Annotated in this window: 15 protein-coding genes; 6 read left to right on the forward strand and 9 right to left on the reverse strand. The window is 61.9% G+C overall.

Annotated features, from left to right (window positions below):
* Positions 1 to 89: 89 nt before the first annotated feature.
* The 3 genes from FFT87_RS04575 to FFT87_RS04585 all read right to left on the reverse strand — a co-directional run bounded on the left by FFT87_RS04575 (position 90) and on the right by FFT87_RS04585 (position 5,696).
* Positions 90 to 872, reverse strand: coding sequence for an SDR family oxidoreductase (locus tag FFT87_RS04575; protein WP_219950172.1), 783 nt, complete (start codon positions 870 to 872; stop codon positions 90 to 92).
* 104 nt (positions 873 to 976) lie between these two features.
* Entirely contained in the window at positions 977 to 1,777 is an 801-nt protein-coding gene (locus tag FFT87_RS04580) for an IclR family transcriptional regulator (protein ID WP_219950173.1), read from the reverse strand.
* Between the two features lie 130 nt (positions 1,778 to 1,907).
* Positions 1,908 to 5,696, reverse strand: a complete 3,789-nt coding sequence (locus FFT87_RS04585) for an exo-alpha-sialidase (RefSeq protein WP_219950174.1) — start codon at positions 5,694 to 5,696, stop codon at positions 1,908 to 1,910.
* 234 nt (positions 5,697 to 5,930) lie between these two features.
* Here FFT87_RS04585 and FFT87_RS04590 point away from each other — a divergent pair, with 234 nt between their 5' ends.
* Complete coding sequence (locus FFT87_RS04590) at positions 5,931 to 6,827, forward strand: 3-hydroxyacyl-CoA dehydrogenase family protein (protein ID WP_219950175.1); 897 nt, start codon at positions 5,931 to 5,933, stop codon at positions 6,825 to 6,827.
* A gap of 79 nt (positions 6,828 to 6,906) precedes the next feature.
* The gene (locus FFT87_RS04595) at positions 6,907 to 7,875 is read left to right on the forward strand and encodes an alpha/beta hydrolase (protein WP_370628570.1); all 969 of its coding nucleotides are present in this window, start codon (positions 6,907 to 6,909) and stop codon (positions 7,873 to 7,875) included.
* Positions 7,876 to 7,930: 55 nt separating this feature from the next.
* Here FFT87_RS04595 and FFT87_RS04600 read toward each other — a convergent pair whose 3' ends face one another.
* From FFT87_RS04600 to FFT87_RS04610, 3 genes are all read right to left on the reverse strand, one after another.
* On the reverse strand, positions 7,931 to 10,201 hold the full coding sequence (locus FFT87_RS04600; RefSeq protein ID WP_219950176.1) for a cation-translocating P-type ATPase: 2,271 nt from the start codon (positions 10,199 to 10,201) through the stop codon (positions 7,931 to 7,933).
* Positions 10,201 to 10,425, reverse strand: a complete 225-nt coding sequence (locus tag FFT87_RS04605) for a heavy-metal-associated domain-containing protein (RefSeq protein ID WP_219950177.1) — start codon at positions 10,423 to 10,425, stop codon at positions 10,201 to 10,203. The genes FFT87_RS04600 and FFT87_RS04605 overlap by 1 nt, the downstream gene beginning before the upstream one ends.
* A gap of 61 nt (positions 10,426 to 10,486) precedes the next feature.
* Entirely contained in the window at positions 10,487 to 10,768 is a 282-nt protein-coding gene (locus tag FFT87_RS04610; RefSeq protein WP_219950178.1) for a metal-sensitive transcriptional regulator, read from the reverse strand.
* A gap of 159 nt (positions 10,769 to 10,927) precedes the next feature.
* Here FFT87_RS04610 and FFT87_RS04615 point away from each other — a divergent pair, with 159 nt between their 5' ends.
* Both FFT87_RS04615 and FFT87_RS04620 read left to right on the forward strand, forming a co-directional pair.
* Entirely contained in the window at positions 10,928 to 11,311 is a 384-nt protein-coding gene (locus FFT87_RS04615) for a PadR family transcriptional regulator (protein ID WP_219950179.1), read from the forward strand.
* Positions 11,308 to 12,045, forward strand: coding sequence for a hypothetical protein (locus tag FFT87_RS04620; RefSeq protein ID WP_219950180.1), 738 nt, complete (start codon positions 11,308 to 11,310; stop codon positions 12,043 to 12,045). The genes FFT87_RS04615 and FFT87_RS04620 overlap by 4 nt, the downstream gene beginning before the upstream one ends.
* On the opposite strand, the gene FFT87_RS04625 is transcribed toward FFT87_RS04620, so the two are convergent.
* A complete protein-coding gene (locus tag FFT87_RS04625) occupies positions 12,035 to 12,283 on the reverse strand; it encodes a hypothetical protein (RefSeq protein ID WP_219950181.1) in 249 nt (82 codons plus the stop codon). The genes FFT87_RS04620 and FFT87_RS04625 overlap by 11 nt on opposite strands.
* A 351-nt stretch (positions 12,284 to 12,634) precedes the next feature.
* On the opposite strand from FFT87_RS04625, the gene FFT87_RS04630 reads away from it, so the two are divergent.
* Positions 12,635 to 12,862 carry a helix-turn-helix domain-containing protein gene (locus tag FFT87_RS04630; protein WP_219950182.1) on the forward strand — a complete coding sequence of 76 codons (228 nt, stop codon included), beginning with the start codon at positions 12,635 to 12,637 and terminating at the stop codon, positions 12,860 to 12,862.
* Positions 12,843 to 14,129 (forward strand): type II toxin-antitoxin system HipA family toxin, encoded by a 1,287-nt coding sequence (locus FFT87_RS04635; protein WP_219950183.1) that lies wholly within the window; start codon positions 12,843 to 12,845, stop codon positions 14,127 to 14,129. Before FFT87_RS04630 ends, FFT87_RS04635 begins: the two co-directional genes overlap by 20 nt.
* 133 nt (positions 14,130 to 14,262) lie before the next feature.
* Here FFT87_RS04635 and FFT87_RS04640 read toward each other — a convergent pair whose 3' ends face one another.
* Both FFT87_RS04640 and FFT87_RS04645 read right to left on the reverse strand, forming a co-directional pair.
* Positions 14,263 to 14,973 (reverse strand): hypothetical protein, encoded by a 711-nt coding sequence (locus FFT87_RS04640; RefSeq protein ID WP_219950184.1) that lies wholly within the window; start codon positions 14,971 to 14,973, stop codon positions 14,263 to 14,265.
* A gap of 120 nt (positions 14,974 to 15,093) precedes the next feature.
* Positions 15,094 to 17,292 (reverse strand): ATP-dependent DNA helicase RecQ, encoded by a 2,199-nt coding sequence (locus tag FFT87_RS04645; protein ID WP_219950185.1) that lies wholly within the window; start codon positions 17,290 to 17,292, stop codon positions 15,094 to 15,096.
* Positions 17,293 to 17,295: the final 3 nt, after the last annotated feature.

A 17,295-nucleotide genomic window follows, 5' to 3' on the forward strand; every position in this document is an offset into this window, starting at 1 on the left:
CATTGAATGAAAGCTGCTGTTTCATTCATGATGTTAGATGCGCAGAGCATCCGTAGTCAAGCAACGAAACGTGATCGTAACTTGGGACGCTATTTCGCGGTCCAGCCACCATCGACGGGAAGGGTGACGCCGGTGACGTAGCGAGACGCGCTTGACGCGAGAAAGAGCAGGGCGCCAATGACGTCATCCGGTTCAGCCATGCGGCCGAGCGGCACTCGTGAGCGATAAGCGGCGTCGAAAGCGGCATCTGTCTCCTCCGTTCGGAGGCCGCCTGGCGCAAGACAATTAACGCGCACTCCGTGCGGCCCGAGCGCACTCGCGAGATAGCGGGTCATGCCGATCATCCCCGCCTTGTCATACGCATAGAAGATGGGTGACGTCACGGAGGTTCCCTCGTACATCGGAAAATCCGGGGCAACGAGTCCGTAGATCGACGCAATATTGACGATCGTGCCAGATCGCCGCTTCTGCATTGATTCTGCAATTGCCTGCGTCAGCAGGAAGAGGCCGCGGCTGTTCACGTTTGAGGTGGCTGCCCAATCCTCAGCGGACGTGCCTTGAAGGTCTCCACCCGCCCGGAGAACTGCGTTGTTGACGAGAACGTCGACTCGACCGTGATCGGCCAGCACCTTGTCTCGAAAGGCCGTGATGGAGGCTGGCTCGGCCTGATCGAGTTCGTACCCCTCTGCGGACAGCCCCAGCTTGGTCAGTTCAGTCGCTGAGCGCTGTGCCGAGGAAAGGACTCTCGAGGTGATGACGACGTGCGCACCTGCTTCGGCTAATGCCCGGCTGAATGGTGTTCCATACAGCCCGGTTCCGCCGGTGACGACAGCGATAGCGCCGTCCATCTGAAACTGGTCAAGCGCAGTCATCTTTGTCCAATCGCTCAGGGCTCAATTGACCACTAACCCTAACATCGGTTTTGCCTGTCTGCACGTCTAGTTTTACTAGGTGGGTAGACTTCGGCGATTTTTGCTTAGTCGAGTGCGGAAGTCGGTGGCGAATCAGGCTCGTCGTTCGCTAGCGGACCGGAGAGACGTTCTGCGATCTCGATGAGCCGGCGCGCTACGCGCGGCACGTCCTCACGGGGAAAACGCATTGCCGGTGCCGAAAGGCTGATGGCCATAGGCACGGGTAGCCCCGGGATGCTGACTGCGACACAGCGACCATCGCGTTCGTTCTCGCCATCATCCATGGCATACCCCTGAGTCCGCACTTTCTCTAGCTCGGCCAGGTAGTCTTCGTCGCTCGTGATTGTCGCATCAGTGAGGCGTGGCATCCCGCTGACGTGGAGGATTCCGCGTACTTGCCGCTCAGGCAAATGCGCGGCTACGGCCTTTCCGAGCGCGGTCGAATGGATGCTCTCCCGATCGCCGGGGCGAACAGAGAGCCGCACAGAGCGCTGGCTCTCGACAACATCGAGGTAAAGGACTCGGTTGAAATCGAGCCGACCAATATTCACGGTCTCCTCAAACTGGTCGCGTAGCTCAACGAGATACGGGCGCGCCCGGTCGACGATTACATCCACTCGTTCAGTTCGCAGTGCAACACCGACCGAGTAAACGCCCGATGCGCCCCGGTGAACATACCCGCGCTGCTCCAGTGTCTCCAAGTAGCGAAACGCAGAGCTCTTAGGCAGGCTCGCGGCCTCAGACAGCTGAACCAAGGTCAACGTTCCAGGGTTGGCCTGAATGAAGTCGAGGAGATCGCAAACGCGTTGAACAGCGCGAATGGAATAGCTTGGCTCGTCTGTCGCCGGGGTCGCTGGTTTAGCCATAATTTCAATGCTCCGAGTTCCACCTGGAGAAACAGGTCACAGCAACACTACGACAGTCCCCGTCGCGAGGGAATGGAGAGATCTTGACAACGACGAGATGTAGCAGTGCACGTTTGGGGAATCCAATGGGCTATTCGAGCGTCGGAGAATCAGGGTGGCTCTCTTCTTGGCGTCCAACGTTGCGGTTGCGAAGCAGGAGGATTCCCCCACCCAATGCAGCACCCACAGCACCGATCACCGCTAGCGCCCCAAAATTCGGTGCCGGCGCTCCCGTCACAGCGAGGGCGCGGTCAAAAGTGGTGACCGCACCAGCATCAGCACCCACGGCGGCGCCGCCACCGGAGCCTGTGCCGCTGCCCCCAGAACCGGTTCCGCCACCGCTGCCCGGAGGGGTTGAACCAACTTCGTAAGTGTCGCCAACCCGGGCTACGACCGGCAGGCCCTGAGCTGTGTCCTGAACCAAGAATTCATCGATACGAACGTCGCCCGAGGCTGCGGAGCCACCGAGAAGCAAGAAGTGGGTGAGGACCTCGGCGGGGTGCAGCACTGACACAGCGGCGCGCTCAACGCCGTCGACGGTCACGACGATCCGGTCGCCGGGAATGTCGGCCTCGATCTCGAATCGGTGCCAGGTCCCGGCAACTAGTGACGTCGGCGTTGAAAGTGCGCTGAAGGACTGATCTTCATCAGCATCCGGCAGCACTCGAATCATCTGCTGTTCGTCGTTGCCGACGGTCCACCCGCTGTCGGAGTACGGGTGCGCGAGCTTGATGTACCGCGTCGTTAGCGGGGCACCAGACACCGTGATGACGTTGCCGTTCTTTACGCCCGACCACCCTGAAACTGGAGTCCAGTCGCCTGCGTTCGTGTCCGAGATCCAGACCTCCAGTAATCCTGGGTCGATGCGGTTCCCGGTTGAACTGACGAAGTCGTTGTCGACTAGTTCGAGACCAGTGACCTCTCGTGGCGATCCCAAATCTGCGCCCATGCTTCGATTTTGGTAATCGTAGGCAACGATTTGGTGGGTTCCCATCGCAGTGAGGTTTCCCAACGCGGGATCGACGTCGGCACTGCGGTGTCCGATGGCTCGAATCGGGGCGAACACGCTGTCAGTGGTGATGTGCAGCTCACCCGACGGAGTGATCTTCAGTGAGAGAGCTGTACCGCGCGCGTTGTGGTGTGCGGAGAAACCTTCCTGCAGCACAAGATGCACTTCGTCAACAATGTTGGCAATCTGTAGCCCGAAGCAGATCTTTCCCTTGCGGATGGCCGGGAATAGGCGAGATGCGCCTGCCGGGCCCAGCGGTGACGAAAGTAGGCGCACGGCTTGCCGGTCAGGACGGCTGCCCTCAACGAGGTCAACCGTTCCGGTTCGGGTCGTTCTCCACCAGCGGGATGATGTGAGCTCGGTTCCGTTACTAGCCCCTCCGGCGGAACGATAGACAGGAATGTCGAGGGCGCCGTGGCTATCACGCACGAAGGATTCGTAGTCGTCAACGTGCATGACGATGGTCGGCTGTGTCGGACGTCCCCACGCGAAGACCCTCCCGTCGTCGGGCCCGACCCACGAGTCGGCGTTGACCGCGGTGCGGGTTTCATTGACGTTTCCCCACCCCGGTGTCGAGATCGAGGAAGCGGCGAGAAGGTCTTGGTAGCCATTCCAGCTTTCGCCGTCGTCGTCGCTGTACGCGGCTGTGAGGTTGTTGCGATAGTAGCTAACCTGGCCGAACCCGTTGTGTCCTGGCCACGTCATTCCGTGGCCTCCACTCTCGTCGCGGAAGAGGGCGGCGGCGGTGTTGCTGGACAAGATTTTGCTGTCGGAGGGTATCGACCATGAGAGCCCGTCGTCAGCCGAAGTCGAAGACAAGAAGTAGTGCTTCGACATGTCTTGTTGCCTTGCGACGAGCAGGACATCCCCGCTATCAAGCTCTGTAATGGCAAGCTCGGTGACACCGCGTTCATAGCCGACGGGGGCGCTCGGCAGAATAAGCTCGGTTGATTGGGCCCAGGAGGCGCCGCCGTCGGTCGAGCGCAACACTGTGCTCGCAAATGTTCCGGTGGAGTCGATCATGTACGACACGGGGTAGAGGTGTGTGCCAGCGGCGGTACGGATTCCGTTTGAGTACGACAGCCCCCACGCAACGGGCAGCCCTGACGCCTGTACCTGCAGAGGGATGTGCTGGAGTGGGCCAAAGACCGGACGACCACTGGCATCATAGCCAGTGGTTCGAGCAGTCCATAACTGCACGTCGTTCTGCGCCCGATCCATCAAGTCCCCGCCAGAGGTGTAGACGGTCTGGATGAGGAAGAAGATCGACAGTACATCGGTGACAGGATCGAGGAGGAAGCCACCGGGGCTCACGGCAGTCACCGGAGGGTCAACCACGGGAGTGATCGGTTCGACGGCTCCCCAGCTGCGTCCGCCATCGGAGCTAAATCGTGCTGCGAGCTGGTATGGCCCGCCCGAGTAGCCGGCGGCGGCCATCATGAGCCCACTCGGAAGCTGGACGACCTTCATCCCGCTCCCGCCCCAATTGCCGATGCCCGTCTGCGGCGTGAGCGTCCGCTGCCCGTACTCCACCTGAAGCGCACCCGCATCGTGGGCGACACGGGATGACGCGGCAGGGTTTCCGCTGTAGGCCAGAATCTCCTGTTGCTCGCTCGGTGCAATGCTGGGGATGCGAACATAGACACCGTCACCGTTTGAGTAGGCATGCAGTTCATGTCCGTCGGTGGTGGCGAAGCGTAGGTCTCTGAGGTCGGTCTGCAGTCGCCCGGCTGCAACGAGGCCGTCAACATCGAGACTGGCTGCGGAGATGAACACCGCACGGTCACGGAGAGTCTCCGCTGTCGGATTGCTGACGAGCACGGGGGTGACCCACGTCCAGGCGCCGCCACCGGCGGCGACGAAAGCATCCGTCGGGATGTCGTAGACACGCATTCCCGATTGAATGTCGGTAATAAGGAACGTCTCGGCGCCGGTGTCTTCACGGTGCATATGAACTTTGACGTAGCGGGTACTCACCGCGAAGCCGTAGAGCCACAGTGAAGTTCCCACGTTGACGATGTGCACATCGGGAATCTTGGTCCATGATGCGTTGTCGTCGCTGACCCAGACCGAGAGGTCGCGGCTAGTGATGCGGTGAACGGGGCCGGGTTCTGGCGGAGGCATGCTGCCAAAAGCGCGTGCGTTTTCAAGCGGGCTATCGAGAATGAAGTCGAATCCCGCTGTTCCGGGAAAGTCGAAGTTGATCTTCACGTACCGAGCGGTTACTTCGAACCCGTCGAAGGTGTGCTGCATTCTGCCGTCAACGACCTCCGCTGTGAAGTCCCACCCGGTTAAGGGTGCCCAAACCGCATTGTCATCGCTGGCCCACAGCGTGTAATCGGCGGCCACAGCCCGAGCCGTCGCGGCACGATTGTGCAGTTGGAGGCGGCGGACAATCCGTTCGCTTTGGAGGTCGAATCCCACTGAACGACTGAGGTAATCGAGTGCGGCAGTGGCAGTGATGTTGAAGTGCGCGAAGCTGCTGCTGGTGGGATCAGTGTCATACGTCAGCACGCCAATCTTGACGCCGAGTCTCTGGTGCGGGTCGCCATCTTCGCCCTGACGAATTAGTTCGATCGCACTGAGTGGATGAGCGGTGTTCAGGTCGGCACCAATGCTGCGACGGTCTCCATCAAACGCAAGAGCAACGGAATCGCCCCAGTTGCCGAGTGCTCCCGATGTGATGCCGAGGTCGCCCTGCGCGAAGCCGACACTTGCTGCATGGGCTACCGGAGTTGCTGGTGCCCCAGCAGCAAACGCTGGTCCAGCAGCGCCGGCTACCGGAAGCACGGTCGCCCCACCGGTGGCGGCCACTAGGCCGAGAAAGTTTCGTCTTGTTACGCCTTTGTTGGTGACACGTGTCGACGTCATTGTCGTTGTTCTCCTTGTTTGTGGTCCGTGCACTGCGGAAGGCCAACCGTGCGATACCGAGGCCTCTAACCTGCTGCCGACCTCATTGGAGGCCGTGGAGCTTCGTCTCGATGACTGAGCTCTATAACATCGCTATTCCATTGAAGTTTCAATTAATGAAATAGTCTGTTTCATAAATCCTCTTCACTGTAGAGTTCAGCCTCGAAGCTTGTCAACGGTGAATGGAGAGAGTGCATGATCAACGTTCGCGAAAATCAGGTCGCAGTCATCGGGTTGGGGACCATGGGCAAAGGTATTTCGCGCCTCCTCCTCCAAGCCGACTACGAAGTGCATGTCCACGACCCATTCCTCGCTGACGAGGCCCCGTCGGGCGCTCGGGTTGTGTCGAGTATTGAGGAATGTGTCTCTGGGGCTTCCGTCGTATTCGAGGCTGTCAGCGAAGACCTCGACGTCAAAGCGAAAGTCCTCCGCACGATCTCGCACGCGACCGACGGTCTCATCGCCTCCAATACCTCGACGTTCATGCCGAGCGTGCTGGCCGACTCTGTTCTTAACCCCGAGCGATTTCTTGTCGGACACTTCTTCAATCCGGCCGACATCATCCCGCTCGTCGAAGTAGTTCCCCACCCGAAAACCCGGCCAGAGAGCGTGGATCTGTTCACCTCGCTTCTCCTCAAGTTGGGAAAGCGCCCCGTTCTTTTGAGCGCCGAGCGCCCCGGCTTTGTCGCGAACCGGCTCCAGGCTGCGGTGTTGCGTGAAGCTCTTTCCCTCGTCGAGGCCGGAGTCGTTACTGCGGCGGATATCGATGCCATCGTCACTAGCGGACTGGCCGCGCGGTGGGCAGCCGTGGGGCCAATCGGGGTGGCGGACCTCGGCGGTCTCGACATTTTCCGGGCCGTGTGCACCCAAATCTTTCCCAGCTTAGACAACTCAGCCACGCCGAATGCGCTGCTCGTGGATCGCGTCACACGGGGCGAACTCGGCGCCAAAAGCAGTTCTGGCTTCTATCAGCACAGCGCAAGCTCTGTGGCGGCAGTCCAAGAGGCGGTGACCCGCATCTTGAGCGTCCAGCAAGAAATTGAGCAACTAACGCCCGCAACCTCGGTTGAACGCGCCGAGCGGGGGCGCTAGATTTATCTCACCTGTAGAGATTCATGGTTTTACTCGACCGCGCCGGTTTGAGCCCGCATTCGATGATGAAGGAGACCGCATGATGATCGATTCTGTCGCGAGACCACCCTATGACCGTGAAACACGCGAGGGGCTTGCAGCGTTGCCCGGTGGCGGCTTCAATCCACTAACCGCTGAAACAATCCTGAGCCGGCGTGCCGCCATCAGTACGGGCTCGTACGAGGAACAGTTCGCTGGGCAACCCACTCGACGGGTAGATCACACCATCAATGGACACCGCGGTGAACAGATTGAGGTCAGCGTCATCGCGCGTGCCGATCACGATACGACTGGTGCGGGAATCCTCTTTGTCCACGGCGGAGGCATGATCGCGGGCGACCGCTTCGCCGGCATCGACCGACTGACCGAGTGGATCGTGCGTGATGACGTTGTCGTCATCGCAGTCGAATACCGACTGGCCCCAGAGCATCCCGATCCGACCCCCGTCGAGGATGCATATGCAGCTCTCGTGTGGGCGGCGGAGAATGCCGAAATGCTTGGCTTCGACCCCCGTCGACTCATTACGCTCGGCATCAGTGCGGGCGGAGGGGTGGCCGCCGGAATGGCGCTCCTCGCCCGCGATCGGAGCGGGCCGCCGATTTCAGCGCAGATGCTGTTGTGCCCGATGCTCGACGACCGTGACGACACAGTTTCCTCGCAGCAGTTCGAGGGAATAGGAACGTGGGACCGCGAATCGAACCGAACCGGTTGGGGCGCTCTGCTTGGCGCTCGCGCCGGTACCGCCGACGTGTCCATCTACGCGGCCGCGGGCCGCGAGGAAAACCTCAGCTCGTTACCGCCAACGTTTATCGATTGCGGTTCGGCCGAGGTCTTCCGTGACGAGTGTGTCTCCTTCGCGAGTCGCATCTGGGCAGTAGGGGGTCAGGCAGAGTTGCACATTTGGGATGGTGGTTTCCACGGTTTCGATGTAATCGCCCCTGACGCGATCATCTCGAAGTCGGCCATCGCGACACGGGACTCGTGGATGCGACGGCAGCTTACTGGCTGATGATTGGGCGACGGAGTCGAGGCGCGCTGCCCGAATCGCACCGCGCGTTCGCCGGTCAGTTCGACTGGCGGGCGCTTCCCTTGAACCCGCGCAAGCGCAGGCTGTTCATTACAACGAACACCGACGAGAAGGCCATTGCCGCCCCCGCGATAAGTGGGTTGAGCAGGCCCAACATCGCGATCGGCAGGGCCGCCACGTTGTAGGCGAAAGCCCAGAACAGGTTGCCGCGAATGATGCCGAGGGTGCGCTTGGCAAGCCGCACAGCGTCGGCCACGACAAGCAAGTCCCCGCTGACGACAGTGATGTCGCTGGCGGCGATCGCCGCATCCGTTCCTCCGCCCATGGCAATGCCGAGGTCGGCGGCGGCCAGCGCAGCAGAGTCATTGACTCCGTCACCGACCATCGCAACCACGCGACCGTCAGCCTGAAGCTTGCGGATCACATCGAGCTTGCCCTGCGGGCTGACCCCGGGGTGAACATCGGTGATTCCGACCGTGGTGGCGACGGATGCCGCAGCTCCCGCATTGTCACCGGTGAGCAGCACGGGGCGCAGGCCGAGCCGCACGAACTCGGCGATGGCGTCCGCACTGCTTGCCTTGATGGTGTCGCCGACAACCAGCACGCCTCGCGCCTGGCCGTCCCACGCGATAACCATTGCGGTGGATCCGGCAGCTTCCGCCTTCTCGACCAGGGTGAGGGCGGCATCCGACACCGTCTGCTGCTGGTCGGTGGCGAGCCACGACGGCTTGCCGACGAGCACAACGGTGCCGTCGATTGTCGCTTGAACACCGCTGCCGGCGTGAGCGGCAAAGTCGGTGGCGGTGGGCAGGGCGACGGCGCGCGTGGTGGCCGCTGCGACAACCGCGCGACCGACCGGATGCTCGGAGCCAGCCTCAACGGCGGCGGCACGGGCCAGCACGAGCTCCTCGTTTTCGCCCTCAAGTACCTCGATCGAGCTGAGGCGCATTTCGCCGGTCGTAACAGTTCCGGTCTTGTCGAGCACGATGGTGTCGACAGCGCGGGTCTGTTCAAGAACCTGGGGTCCGCTGATCAGGATGCCGAGCTGGGATCCGCGACCGGTGCCCACGAGCAGGGCGGTCGGCGTTGCGAGGCCGAGGGCGCACGGGCACGCGATAACGAGCGTGGTGACGGCTGCGGTGAAGGCGAGCTCGATGGGGCCACCGGCGATCATCCAGCCGACGAAAGCAACGACCGCGAGGCCGAGCACGACGGGAACGAAGATCGCCGAAACGCGGTCGGCGAGACGCTGGATGTCGGCTTTGCCGGTCTGCGCTTCTTCGACCATGCGACCGAGGCGGGCCAGTTCGGTGTCGCGGCCGACACGAGTGATTTCGATGACGAGTCGTCCGCCAACGTTGAGCGTGGCGCCAGTGACGCGATCGTCGGGGCCGACTTCAACGGGAACGGATTCGCCGGTGAGCATGCTTGCGTCGACGGCAGAGTTGCCTTCGATGACGAGCGCATCGCTGGCGATCTTCTCGCCGGGACGCACGACAACATGGTCGCCGACGACGAGCGAGGAGACAGCAACGCGCTGTTCTGTGCCGCCGCGCAGAACGGCGGCATCCTTCGCGCCGAGTTCGAGCAGAGCGCGCAGTGCGGCGCCCGACTCGCGGCTGGCACGCGCTTCGATGTACTTGCCGAGCAGGATGAACACCGTGACGGCAGCAGCAACTTCGAGATAGATTTCGCTCGCGCCGCCGTGGGGGGTTCCGAAGAACGTCATCGTCATGTGCATGCCGGCTTCGCCAGCACCACCGAAGAAGAGGGCGTAGAGCGACCAGCCAAAGGCGGCGATTACCCCGAGGCTGATGAGCGTGTCCATCGTCGCGGCACCGTGACGCGCATTGATGGCGGCAGCGCGGTGGAACGGCCACGCACCCCACACGGCAACGGGAGCCGCGAGCGTGAGCGCCAGCCACTGCCAGTACGTGAACTGCAACGCTGGGATCATCGACATCAACACGACCGGTACCGTGAGCGCGGTCGAGATCAGCAGGCGCCGAAGCAACTGCTGGGCGCGGTCTTCGACGACGGGAGAGTTGGCAGCATCCGGGGTCTCAGAAATCGGAGCGGGGATGACGGCGCTATATCCCGCAGCCTTCACTGTCTCCAAGAGCTGATCGGGATCCATGCCCTCTGGTGCTCGGACGCGAGCTTTTTCTGTGGCGTAATTCACGCTCGCCTCGACGCCGGGGAGCTTGTTGAGCTTGCGCTCGATGCGGCCTGCGCAGGAAGCGCAGGTCATTCCGGTGATGTCGAGTTCGACATCCAAGAGGTTGACGGTGCCGGGGTCAGAGGCCATTAGAGGCTCTTCACGAGCGTGTAGCCTGCCTCCTCGATAGCGGCGCTGACGGTGGCGTCGTCGAGAGCTGACTCAGACGTGACAGAAATGGTGGACGGCAAGCCAGAGGCGAGATCGACGCTGACGGCGGTCACGCCATCCACTTCAGAGAGTTCTTCGGTGACACTCGAGACGCAGTGGCTGCAGGTCATTCCTTCGACCAAGTAATCGGCAGTGTGAGACATGTTTCTCCTTCGATTGCCGCAGGCGCGGGGCGCGGGCGGAAGTTGTTGTTAGGAACGAGTTTTAGGAACGAACGAGGCGCGCGATGGCCGCACTCGCCTCGCGGAGTTTTTCGTCAGCGACAGGTCCGCCTTCGCGGCTCGCTTCGGCGACGCAGTGGCTCAAGTGGTCATCGAGTAGTGCGAGGGCGACGGACTCGAGAGCCTTGGTCGCGGCAGACACCTGCGTGAGCACGTCGATGCAGTAGGTATCTTCTTCGATCATGCGGTGGATGCCGCGCACCTGGCCCTCAGCGCGGCGCAGGCGTTTGAGCAGCAACTCTTTGTTGTCGTCGTAACCAGGCATGAGAACCTCCGCGTGCGCTTTCGGATGATACCCCTTGGGGGTATCTCTATTAGACGCCTGTGCGAGTGGAAAGTCAACCGGAGCGATCGGTTGAGCGCGCGCTCGACCGTCGGAGGAATAGTCTTGACATGTCTAACTAGTTAGAGAGACAATCTAGTCATGAGTTTAGAAGGGCCGAAAGCTGCGGGGCCAATTCCTGAGTGGCCGAGCGACTGGATGCGTGCGGTGCTGGGAGTCTTCACCCTGCGCGCGCTGGAGCAAGGCGCTTCCTACGGTTACGCGATCATCGCTGAGCTCGAAGCCAATGGGTTGGGGACGGTCAAGGGTGGCACCCTCTATCCCCTTCTCAGTCGCTATGAGTCGGTGGGGTTCGTCTCCGTCGAGTGGCGCCCGGGTGACGGCGGCCCAGGCCGCAAGTACTTTTCGCTCACGAAACGAGGGCAAATCGAGCTAGACCGAACACGATCGGATTGGCTGCGATTTGCCACGATTGGCAGCGACTTTTTGAACGCAGCGCGGACAGCAGAAACGGATACCCCATGACAACCTCAATGACTGACGATATCTGGATCGAGTACTTCACTGTCGAGCTTCGCTTGCGCCACGTGCCTGGCCCCGCAATCGGGGATGCCGTCGCCAGCGTTCGTGAGCTTCTGGCCGACTCTGGGCAGAGTGCGGAAGAAGCGTTTGGTTCTGCAGGTGAGTACGCGGCGTCGCTGGAACTCCCCACTATGAATACGCGTGTGCGAGGAATCCGCACGGTGCTTCTGCCCGTGTTGGGCCTCTTCACGTTCCTCATATTTGCATTGGCCAGTACTGCACGGTTCGATCAGGACCTCGTTCTCGTCTCGGTGCCTCAGCTGCTGCTGTTGGGCATCCCTGTGCTCTTGACCGTGTTGTTTGCTTTCCCGTTCTATCCGCGAGCGGTCATCCGCCAACGGTGGCTTCCAGTGGTGCTGATGCTCGTCGCGGGGGCTTCCGGCGGTTTCGCGGCGTTCTTGGCTCCGGCGTCCGCGGCTGACGCGTGGCTGATGGGGTCTGCGTTACCGCTGCTCTTCGGCGCCGGGACTGTGCTGATTATGCTCTCCGTTGTCGGTACTGTCGCGACGCTGCGCAGCCGCGACGATGATGAGATTATTGCGCCATTGCACGCACCGGATGACGAGGAGCGACCACGCGATTGGCGCCAGTTGCGGATCGCCGTCAACTGGCTTTTCCCGCTCATGGCTGTCGTCGTATTCACAATGGCGTGGGTGTTCAGTCTCCTCAGGCCCTGACTGCCTGGGTGAGCGCGGTTTCGAATGCGCTCACTGACCCGCTGACGGCCTCAAGTTCGTGATCGCGTAGCGCTGTCGAGATGCGACCGTCGTCGTGATGCGCGAGCACAATCGGCGAGTGCGTGATGTCGCACAGCGAGCACGCGGCGGTGCCAAGCATGTGCCCGATCACGTAGCGGGTTTCGCCCCACACGCCACCGTCTGCGTTGTAGATCCCGGTGTAACGGATGATCGCCAAGATGCCTCCTCGCCCGGCCCGGTGCCGGAACTCCTGTGTGCAGAGTTATTCGGAGACGCCGGGCGCCGCGGATGGGTAGTTGTTTCTCCAGAACAAACGGGTGACAGCCGCGGGTGCTCGCCCTCGAGCAGTGTTTCTGGACGTGATCGATAGAGCTCTCGTCATCGTCGTGCCCTCAATTTTGTGGACAAGAATGTCACCGTACGACCGCATCGCATTATGTGCGCGTACGGTGACATTTTCTTTTGTCACCGTACGGTGACATGCTACGATGACACCGTACGGTGACACGGTGTGTGGAATGGCAGCGAGGAGGAATCGATGAAAAACGTACGGGCGCTAGGAGCGCGCGTGAAGCAACTCCGCTCAGAAGCGGGGTTGAGCCAGCAGCAACTAGCGGAACGCGCGTTTGTCTCCCGCAAGTGGCTCATGGACTTCGAGCGCGGCAAGCCCACGGTTGAGGCAAACAAGGTTCTTGATGTGTTTCAAGCGCTCGGCTATGAACTAGAGCTCCAGCCGCTGTCGCGCTCAGAATCCCGGATTCGGAACGAGGGTGTTCATGCCAAACCGACAGCTTGACGTTTATCTGGATGGCAATCTCGCCGGCGTCGCCCAGATGTCATCGAATGGCGCGCTCACGTTTTTATACGACGATTCCTATGCAGCGAGGACCAATCCAACTCCACTCTCGCTATCGATGCCGGTCGATGTGAAAGCGCACAAGAACCGTGTGGTCTTGCCGTTCATCCAAGGGCTGCTTCCGGATAACGCCCAGGCGCTTGCGGCGATCGCCAGTACATATTCGGTCTCGGCTGCGAGCCCCTTTGCAATGCTCGAACACGTCGGGAAAGATGTCGCCGGCGCGCTGCAATTTGTGCCGCACGGAGCGAGTTCACCTGATGCTGTAGAGACGCGGAGCCGGGTCGCTGAGCTGACCGATGAGCAGATTGAGGAGAAACTCAACGAGGCCATAAGCGAGTATCGCGATGGTAAACCGGTAACGCAGGCGGATGGGCGCTTCAGTTTGGCAGGGGCGCAACCGAAAATTGCCCTCCACGAGTTGGCTTCCGGACGGTGGGCGTTGCCTGAGGATGCGACTCCAACGACGCATATTTTCAAACCGAACGCTGGCGAAATGAAAGACATCGATGTCATCGAGCAGATGACGATGAATGCAGCTCGGCTTTTAGGTCTAAACGTCTCAGAGAGTTACGTTCGCAACTTCGGCGACGTAAGCACGTTCGTGTCCAAGCGATACGACAGAGTTTTCTCGGGCGGACGATGGCACCGCCTCCATCAAGAGGATTTGTGCCAGGCGTTGGGTGTAACGCCGGCCAAGAAGTACCAGCGCACGGAAGGTGGGCCGGGTGTGGGCGACTTTGCGACTCTGACAGAACGGTTCCCGATTGCCTCAGACCGGCGTGAGGCATCGGGGGAGTTTTTCGCAGCTTTTGTCTTTAATGTTGTTATTGGCGGCACAGACGCGCACGCTAAGAATTACTCGCTCCTTCTGGAGAACGAGACTGTGGCGTTGGCTCCGCTCTATGACTTGGCCACGTATGCGCCGTATCGCACGGATGATGAAGTTGTGTTGCTTCCGATGAATGTGAACGGCAAGTATCGTTCTGACGCTATTTCAACGGCCGACCTGGTGAAAGTGGGTGCCCGCTTGAGGGTGCCCACGGATCAAGCAGTCGCGATCGTCGACCGGATGAGGAATGGGGCGGTAACGGCATTTGCCGAGGCCGGAGAAGAATTTGGTGAAAATCAATCTGCTCGAGTTGTGGCGTCGGCTGTCGTTGAGGCCATCCGCAAACTTCCGCTCTGTGTCGATGCCGCCGTCTGATCGCGCTGTGGCTCGTGCTTCTCTCCACGGGATCAGCACGAAGCTCTCGCCGGGCACCTTCTAATAGCCCTCACGGTCGCTAAGTATTTCTCCGAGTGCAGCTTTCGGTAACGGCTGCCCTTGAGGGTCTTGTCTACCCTCGGAGGGCTCTATCAATCAGCTCGCGCAATCGGTGCAACAGCTGGTTCTTGGTCTGATCCTGTTCGCCGAGTGGTTTGCCGTTGAGCAGGATGCCCGGTGACGAGGTATTGATCGTCATGACGTGGTTGGCGAACTGGTTGGCGGCATTCGCTGAATTCTTGGCGGATGATGTCAATGCGGTTCGTGAAGTCTCTAGGTGGCTGGTGGCCGATGTTGCAACAGCGTTGGCTTTGGCCATGATGTTGTCGCGGTGAACAGCGAGGGCCTTGGCCGCATTCATGACGACCGCGAGTATGGCGAGGACAGCGGTGATGGTGAGGGGGACCACGACCTCTTCTGGGCGACTGGGAAATGGGAGTTCGACGCGTCCGGCAAAGAGGTTTTCGAGGATGCCGCTGGTTCCGCCGCCGGCAACAAAGGAACTGTAGGCGTCGGTGAGCAGTCCCGCGAGGGCTCCGAGAACGGTGGCGATGGCACCGACGACGAGGGCGAAGAGAAAGTCGCGGCCTCGACTGACCGGGCCACGTGAGCCTAGGGCGAAGAGTTGAAATGCCGCAAACATGCCAATCGCGGCGACTGCGGCTGCGACTCCAGTCCCCAGCAGGCCGACGATCACTGCTGAGGCGATTGCGAGGGGTATCGCCAGCACTGAGAGGAACGCGCCGAGGGCAAAGTTGTGGGGTTTGGTAGAGATGTCTGACACGGTGGCGACCTCCGATCGCGCGGCAACGGCGTTGTTGCTTGAGCTATCAGACTAGCTTTTTGTTGGGCTGTCAGCAGGAGTTTCTTGGAGTGCTGCTCGTGCAGTGCTGCTCGTGCAGTGCTAACCGCGGAGGGCGAGCGCGAACGGGAGTACGGCATCCGCTCCAGCTTCGCGGAGCGCCTTGGCGGCGATGGTGAGGGTCCAGCGGGAGTCGACGAGGTCGTCGACGAGCAGGAGGGGGCCGTGGGGTAGCGGGTTGCCTGCTGCTGATGCGGTGCCCTCGGCGCTTCCGGCTGCACTGTTGCCGCCAGCCCATTCGAATCGTCCCCACACGCTCGCCAACCGGTAGGCACTGTTGCCGCCGGGTTCGCCGGTGGGCCCGCCGCCGGTGTGGCTGAGCGTTCCGAGGTAGGGCAGTTTGCCGGCGCTGGCGAGGGCTTCGGCGATGGATGCCACGAGTTGTGGTTTGTTGCGTGACGGCATCGAGACGACGGCGACGGGTCGCTCATCCCACCCCCAGTCGGCGAGCACGCGGACGCAAGCTGTAACAAGCGCGGGGCTCGCTGGCGCGTCGGGTGTGCCGGGGGCGAAGAGGGTGCGCAGCGTGCCGCCCCAGCCGAGGTCGGTGAGGCGGGCGAGGGCGCGACCTTCGGTGGCGCGCAGTTCGGGGTTGATGCGTCCGCGCACGGGGACGCCGAGCTTGTCGGCTCCGGTGGGCCATTGCGCGCGGGGTTCGATGGGCACGCCGACTTTGTCGAGGGTGGCGGTGGCGCGGGTGGTGGCATCCGTGCTGATGTCTGTCGGGTACCAGACGCCGGCGCAGTTATCGCAGCGGCCGCAGGGGTTGGCGGTGTCGTCATCGAGGGCGCGTTGCAGGTATTCCATGCGGCAGCCTTCGGTGCCGGCGGGCAGTCGTTCGTAGTCGAGCATGTGTTGTTGTTCGGCTCGGCGGGCGGCGGTGACTCCGGCGTAGCGTTCGGCGTCGTAGCTCCAGGGCTGGCCGGTGGCGGTCCAGCCGCCTTGCACGCGGGCGACAGCACCATCCACGTCGAGCACTTTCAGCAGCAGCTCGAGCGGAGTGCGGCGCAGGTTTACGCGGGCTTCGAGCGCGGGGGTGGAGACGGGCCCGGCGCCGGAGTTTGCGGCGGCGGTGAGTTCGGCGATCACGAGTTCGGCGTTGGCCTGGTCGGGCATGGATGCGGTGGCGAAGTATTCCCAGATGTCTTCGTCTTCGCGGCCCGGCATCAGCAGCACGTCGGCGTTGTCGGTGGCGCGGCCGGCGCGGCCAACCTGTTGGTAGTAAGCGACGGGGGAGGACGGGGCGCCGAGGTGCACGACGAAGCCGAGGTCGGGTTTGTCGAAGCCCATGCCGAGGGCACTCGTGGCGACGAGTGCTTTCACGGTGTTGTTCTTGAGCGCCTGTTCGGACTCTTCGCGTTCTTGCGGGTCGGTTTTGCCGGTGTAGGCGCGCACATCCATGCCGCTGTCGCGCAGCAGCCGCGCGGTGTCTTCGGCGGCCGAAACGGTAAGCGTGTAGATGATGCCGCTGCCGGGCAGTTCGGCGAGGTGGCTCAGCAGCCAGCCGAGGCGAGCTCGGGCATCCGCCAGCTTCAGGACACCCAGGCGAAGGGATGCTCGCGCCAGGGGGCCACGGATGGTGACGACTTCGGTGCCGCCCGTGGCTGTGTTTTCGACGCTGTCGCTGCTCCCGGTTTCGAGTTGCGCGGCGATGTCGGCGACGACGCGGGAGTTGGCGGTGGCTGTGGTGGCGAGCACGGGGACGCCGTCGGGCATGGTGGCGATGAGTTCGCGCAGGCGGCGGTAGTCGGGGCGAAAGTCGTGGCCCCAGTCGCTGATGCAGTGCGCTTCGTCGACGACGAGCATCCCGATGCGGTTGATCAGTGCGGGCAGTTGGTTGTCGCGAAAGCTGGGGTTGTTGAGGCGTTCGGGCGAGACGAGCAGCACGTCGACTTCGTCGTTGGCGAGCTGCTGCTGAACTTCGGCCCATTCGTGGGGGTTGGTGGAGTTGATGGCGACGGCCCGAACTCCGGCGCGGGATGCCGCGGCAATCTGATCGCGCATGAGCGCCAGCAGTGGCGACACGAGCACGGTAGGGCCCGCACCTCGCCGGCGCATGAGCAGGGTGGAGACGAAGTAGACGGCGGACTTTCCCCACCCGGTGCGCTGCACCACCAGCGCCCGGCGGCGCCCATCGACGAGCGTCTCGATCGCCTCAAACTGTCCCTCATGAAAATCGGCAGTCTCGTTGCCCACAAGCGTGCGGAGAACGGTCAGGGCATCGGTGCGGGTATCTGTCACGTG

Origin of the sequence: Salinibacterium sp. M195 (assembly GCF_019443965.1) — a bacterium.
GTDB lineage: Bacteria > Actinomycetota > Actinomycetes > Actinomycetales > Microbacteriaceae > Rhodoglobus.

Coding starts and splice junctions, on each gene's coding strand:
- FFT87_RS04575 (WP_219950172.1), bottom strand. CDS start 872: ATGACTGCGCTTGACCAGTTTCAGATGGACGGCGCTATCGCTGTCGTC.
- FFT87_RS04580 (WP_219950173.1), bottom strand. CDS start 1,777: ATGGCTAAACCAGCGACCCCGGCGACAGACGAGCCAAGCTATTCCATT.
- FFT87_RS04585 (WP_219950174.1), bottom strand. CDS start 5,696: ATGACGTCGACACGTGTCACCAACAAAGGCGTAACAAGACGAAACTTT.
- FFT87_RS04590 (WP_219950175.1), top strand. CDS start 5,931: ATGATCAACGTTCGCGAAAATCAGGTCGCAGTCATCGGGTTGGGGACC.
- FFT87_RS04595 (WP_370628570.1), top strand. CDS start 6,907: ATGATGATCGATTCTGTCGCGAGACCACCCTATGACCGTGAAACACGC.
- FFT87_RS04600 (WP_219950176.1), bottom strand. CDS start 10,201: ATGGCCTCTGACCCCGGCACCGTCAACCTCTTGGATGTCGAACTCGAC.
- FFT87_RS04605 (WP_219950177.1), bottom strand. CDS start 10,425: ATGTCTCACACTGCCGATTACTTGGTCGAAGGAATGACCTGCAGCCAC.
- FFT87_RS04610 (WP_219950178.1), bottom strand. CDS start 10,768: ATGCCTGGTTACGACGACAACAAAGAGTTGCTGCTCAAACGCCTGCGC.
- FFT87_RS04615 (WP_219950179.1), top strand. CDS start 10,928: ATGAGTTTAGAAGGGCCGAAAGCTGCGGGGCCAATTCCTGAGTGGCCG.
- FFT87_RS04620 (WP_219950180.1), top strand. CDS start 11,308: ATGACAACCTCAATGACTGACGATATCTGGATCGAGTACTTCACTGTC.
- FFT87_RS04635 (WP_219950183.1), top strand. CDS start 12,843: ATGCCAAACCGACAGCTTGACGTTTATCTGGATGGCAATCTCGCCGGC.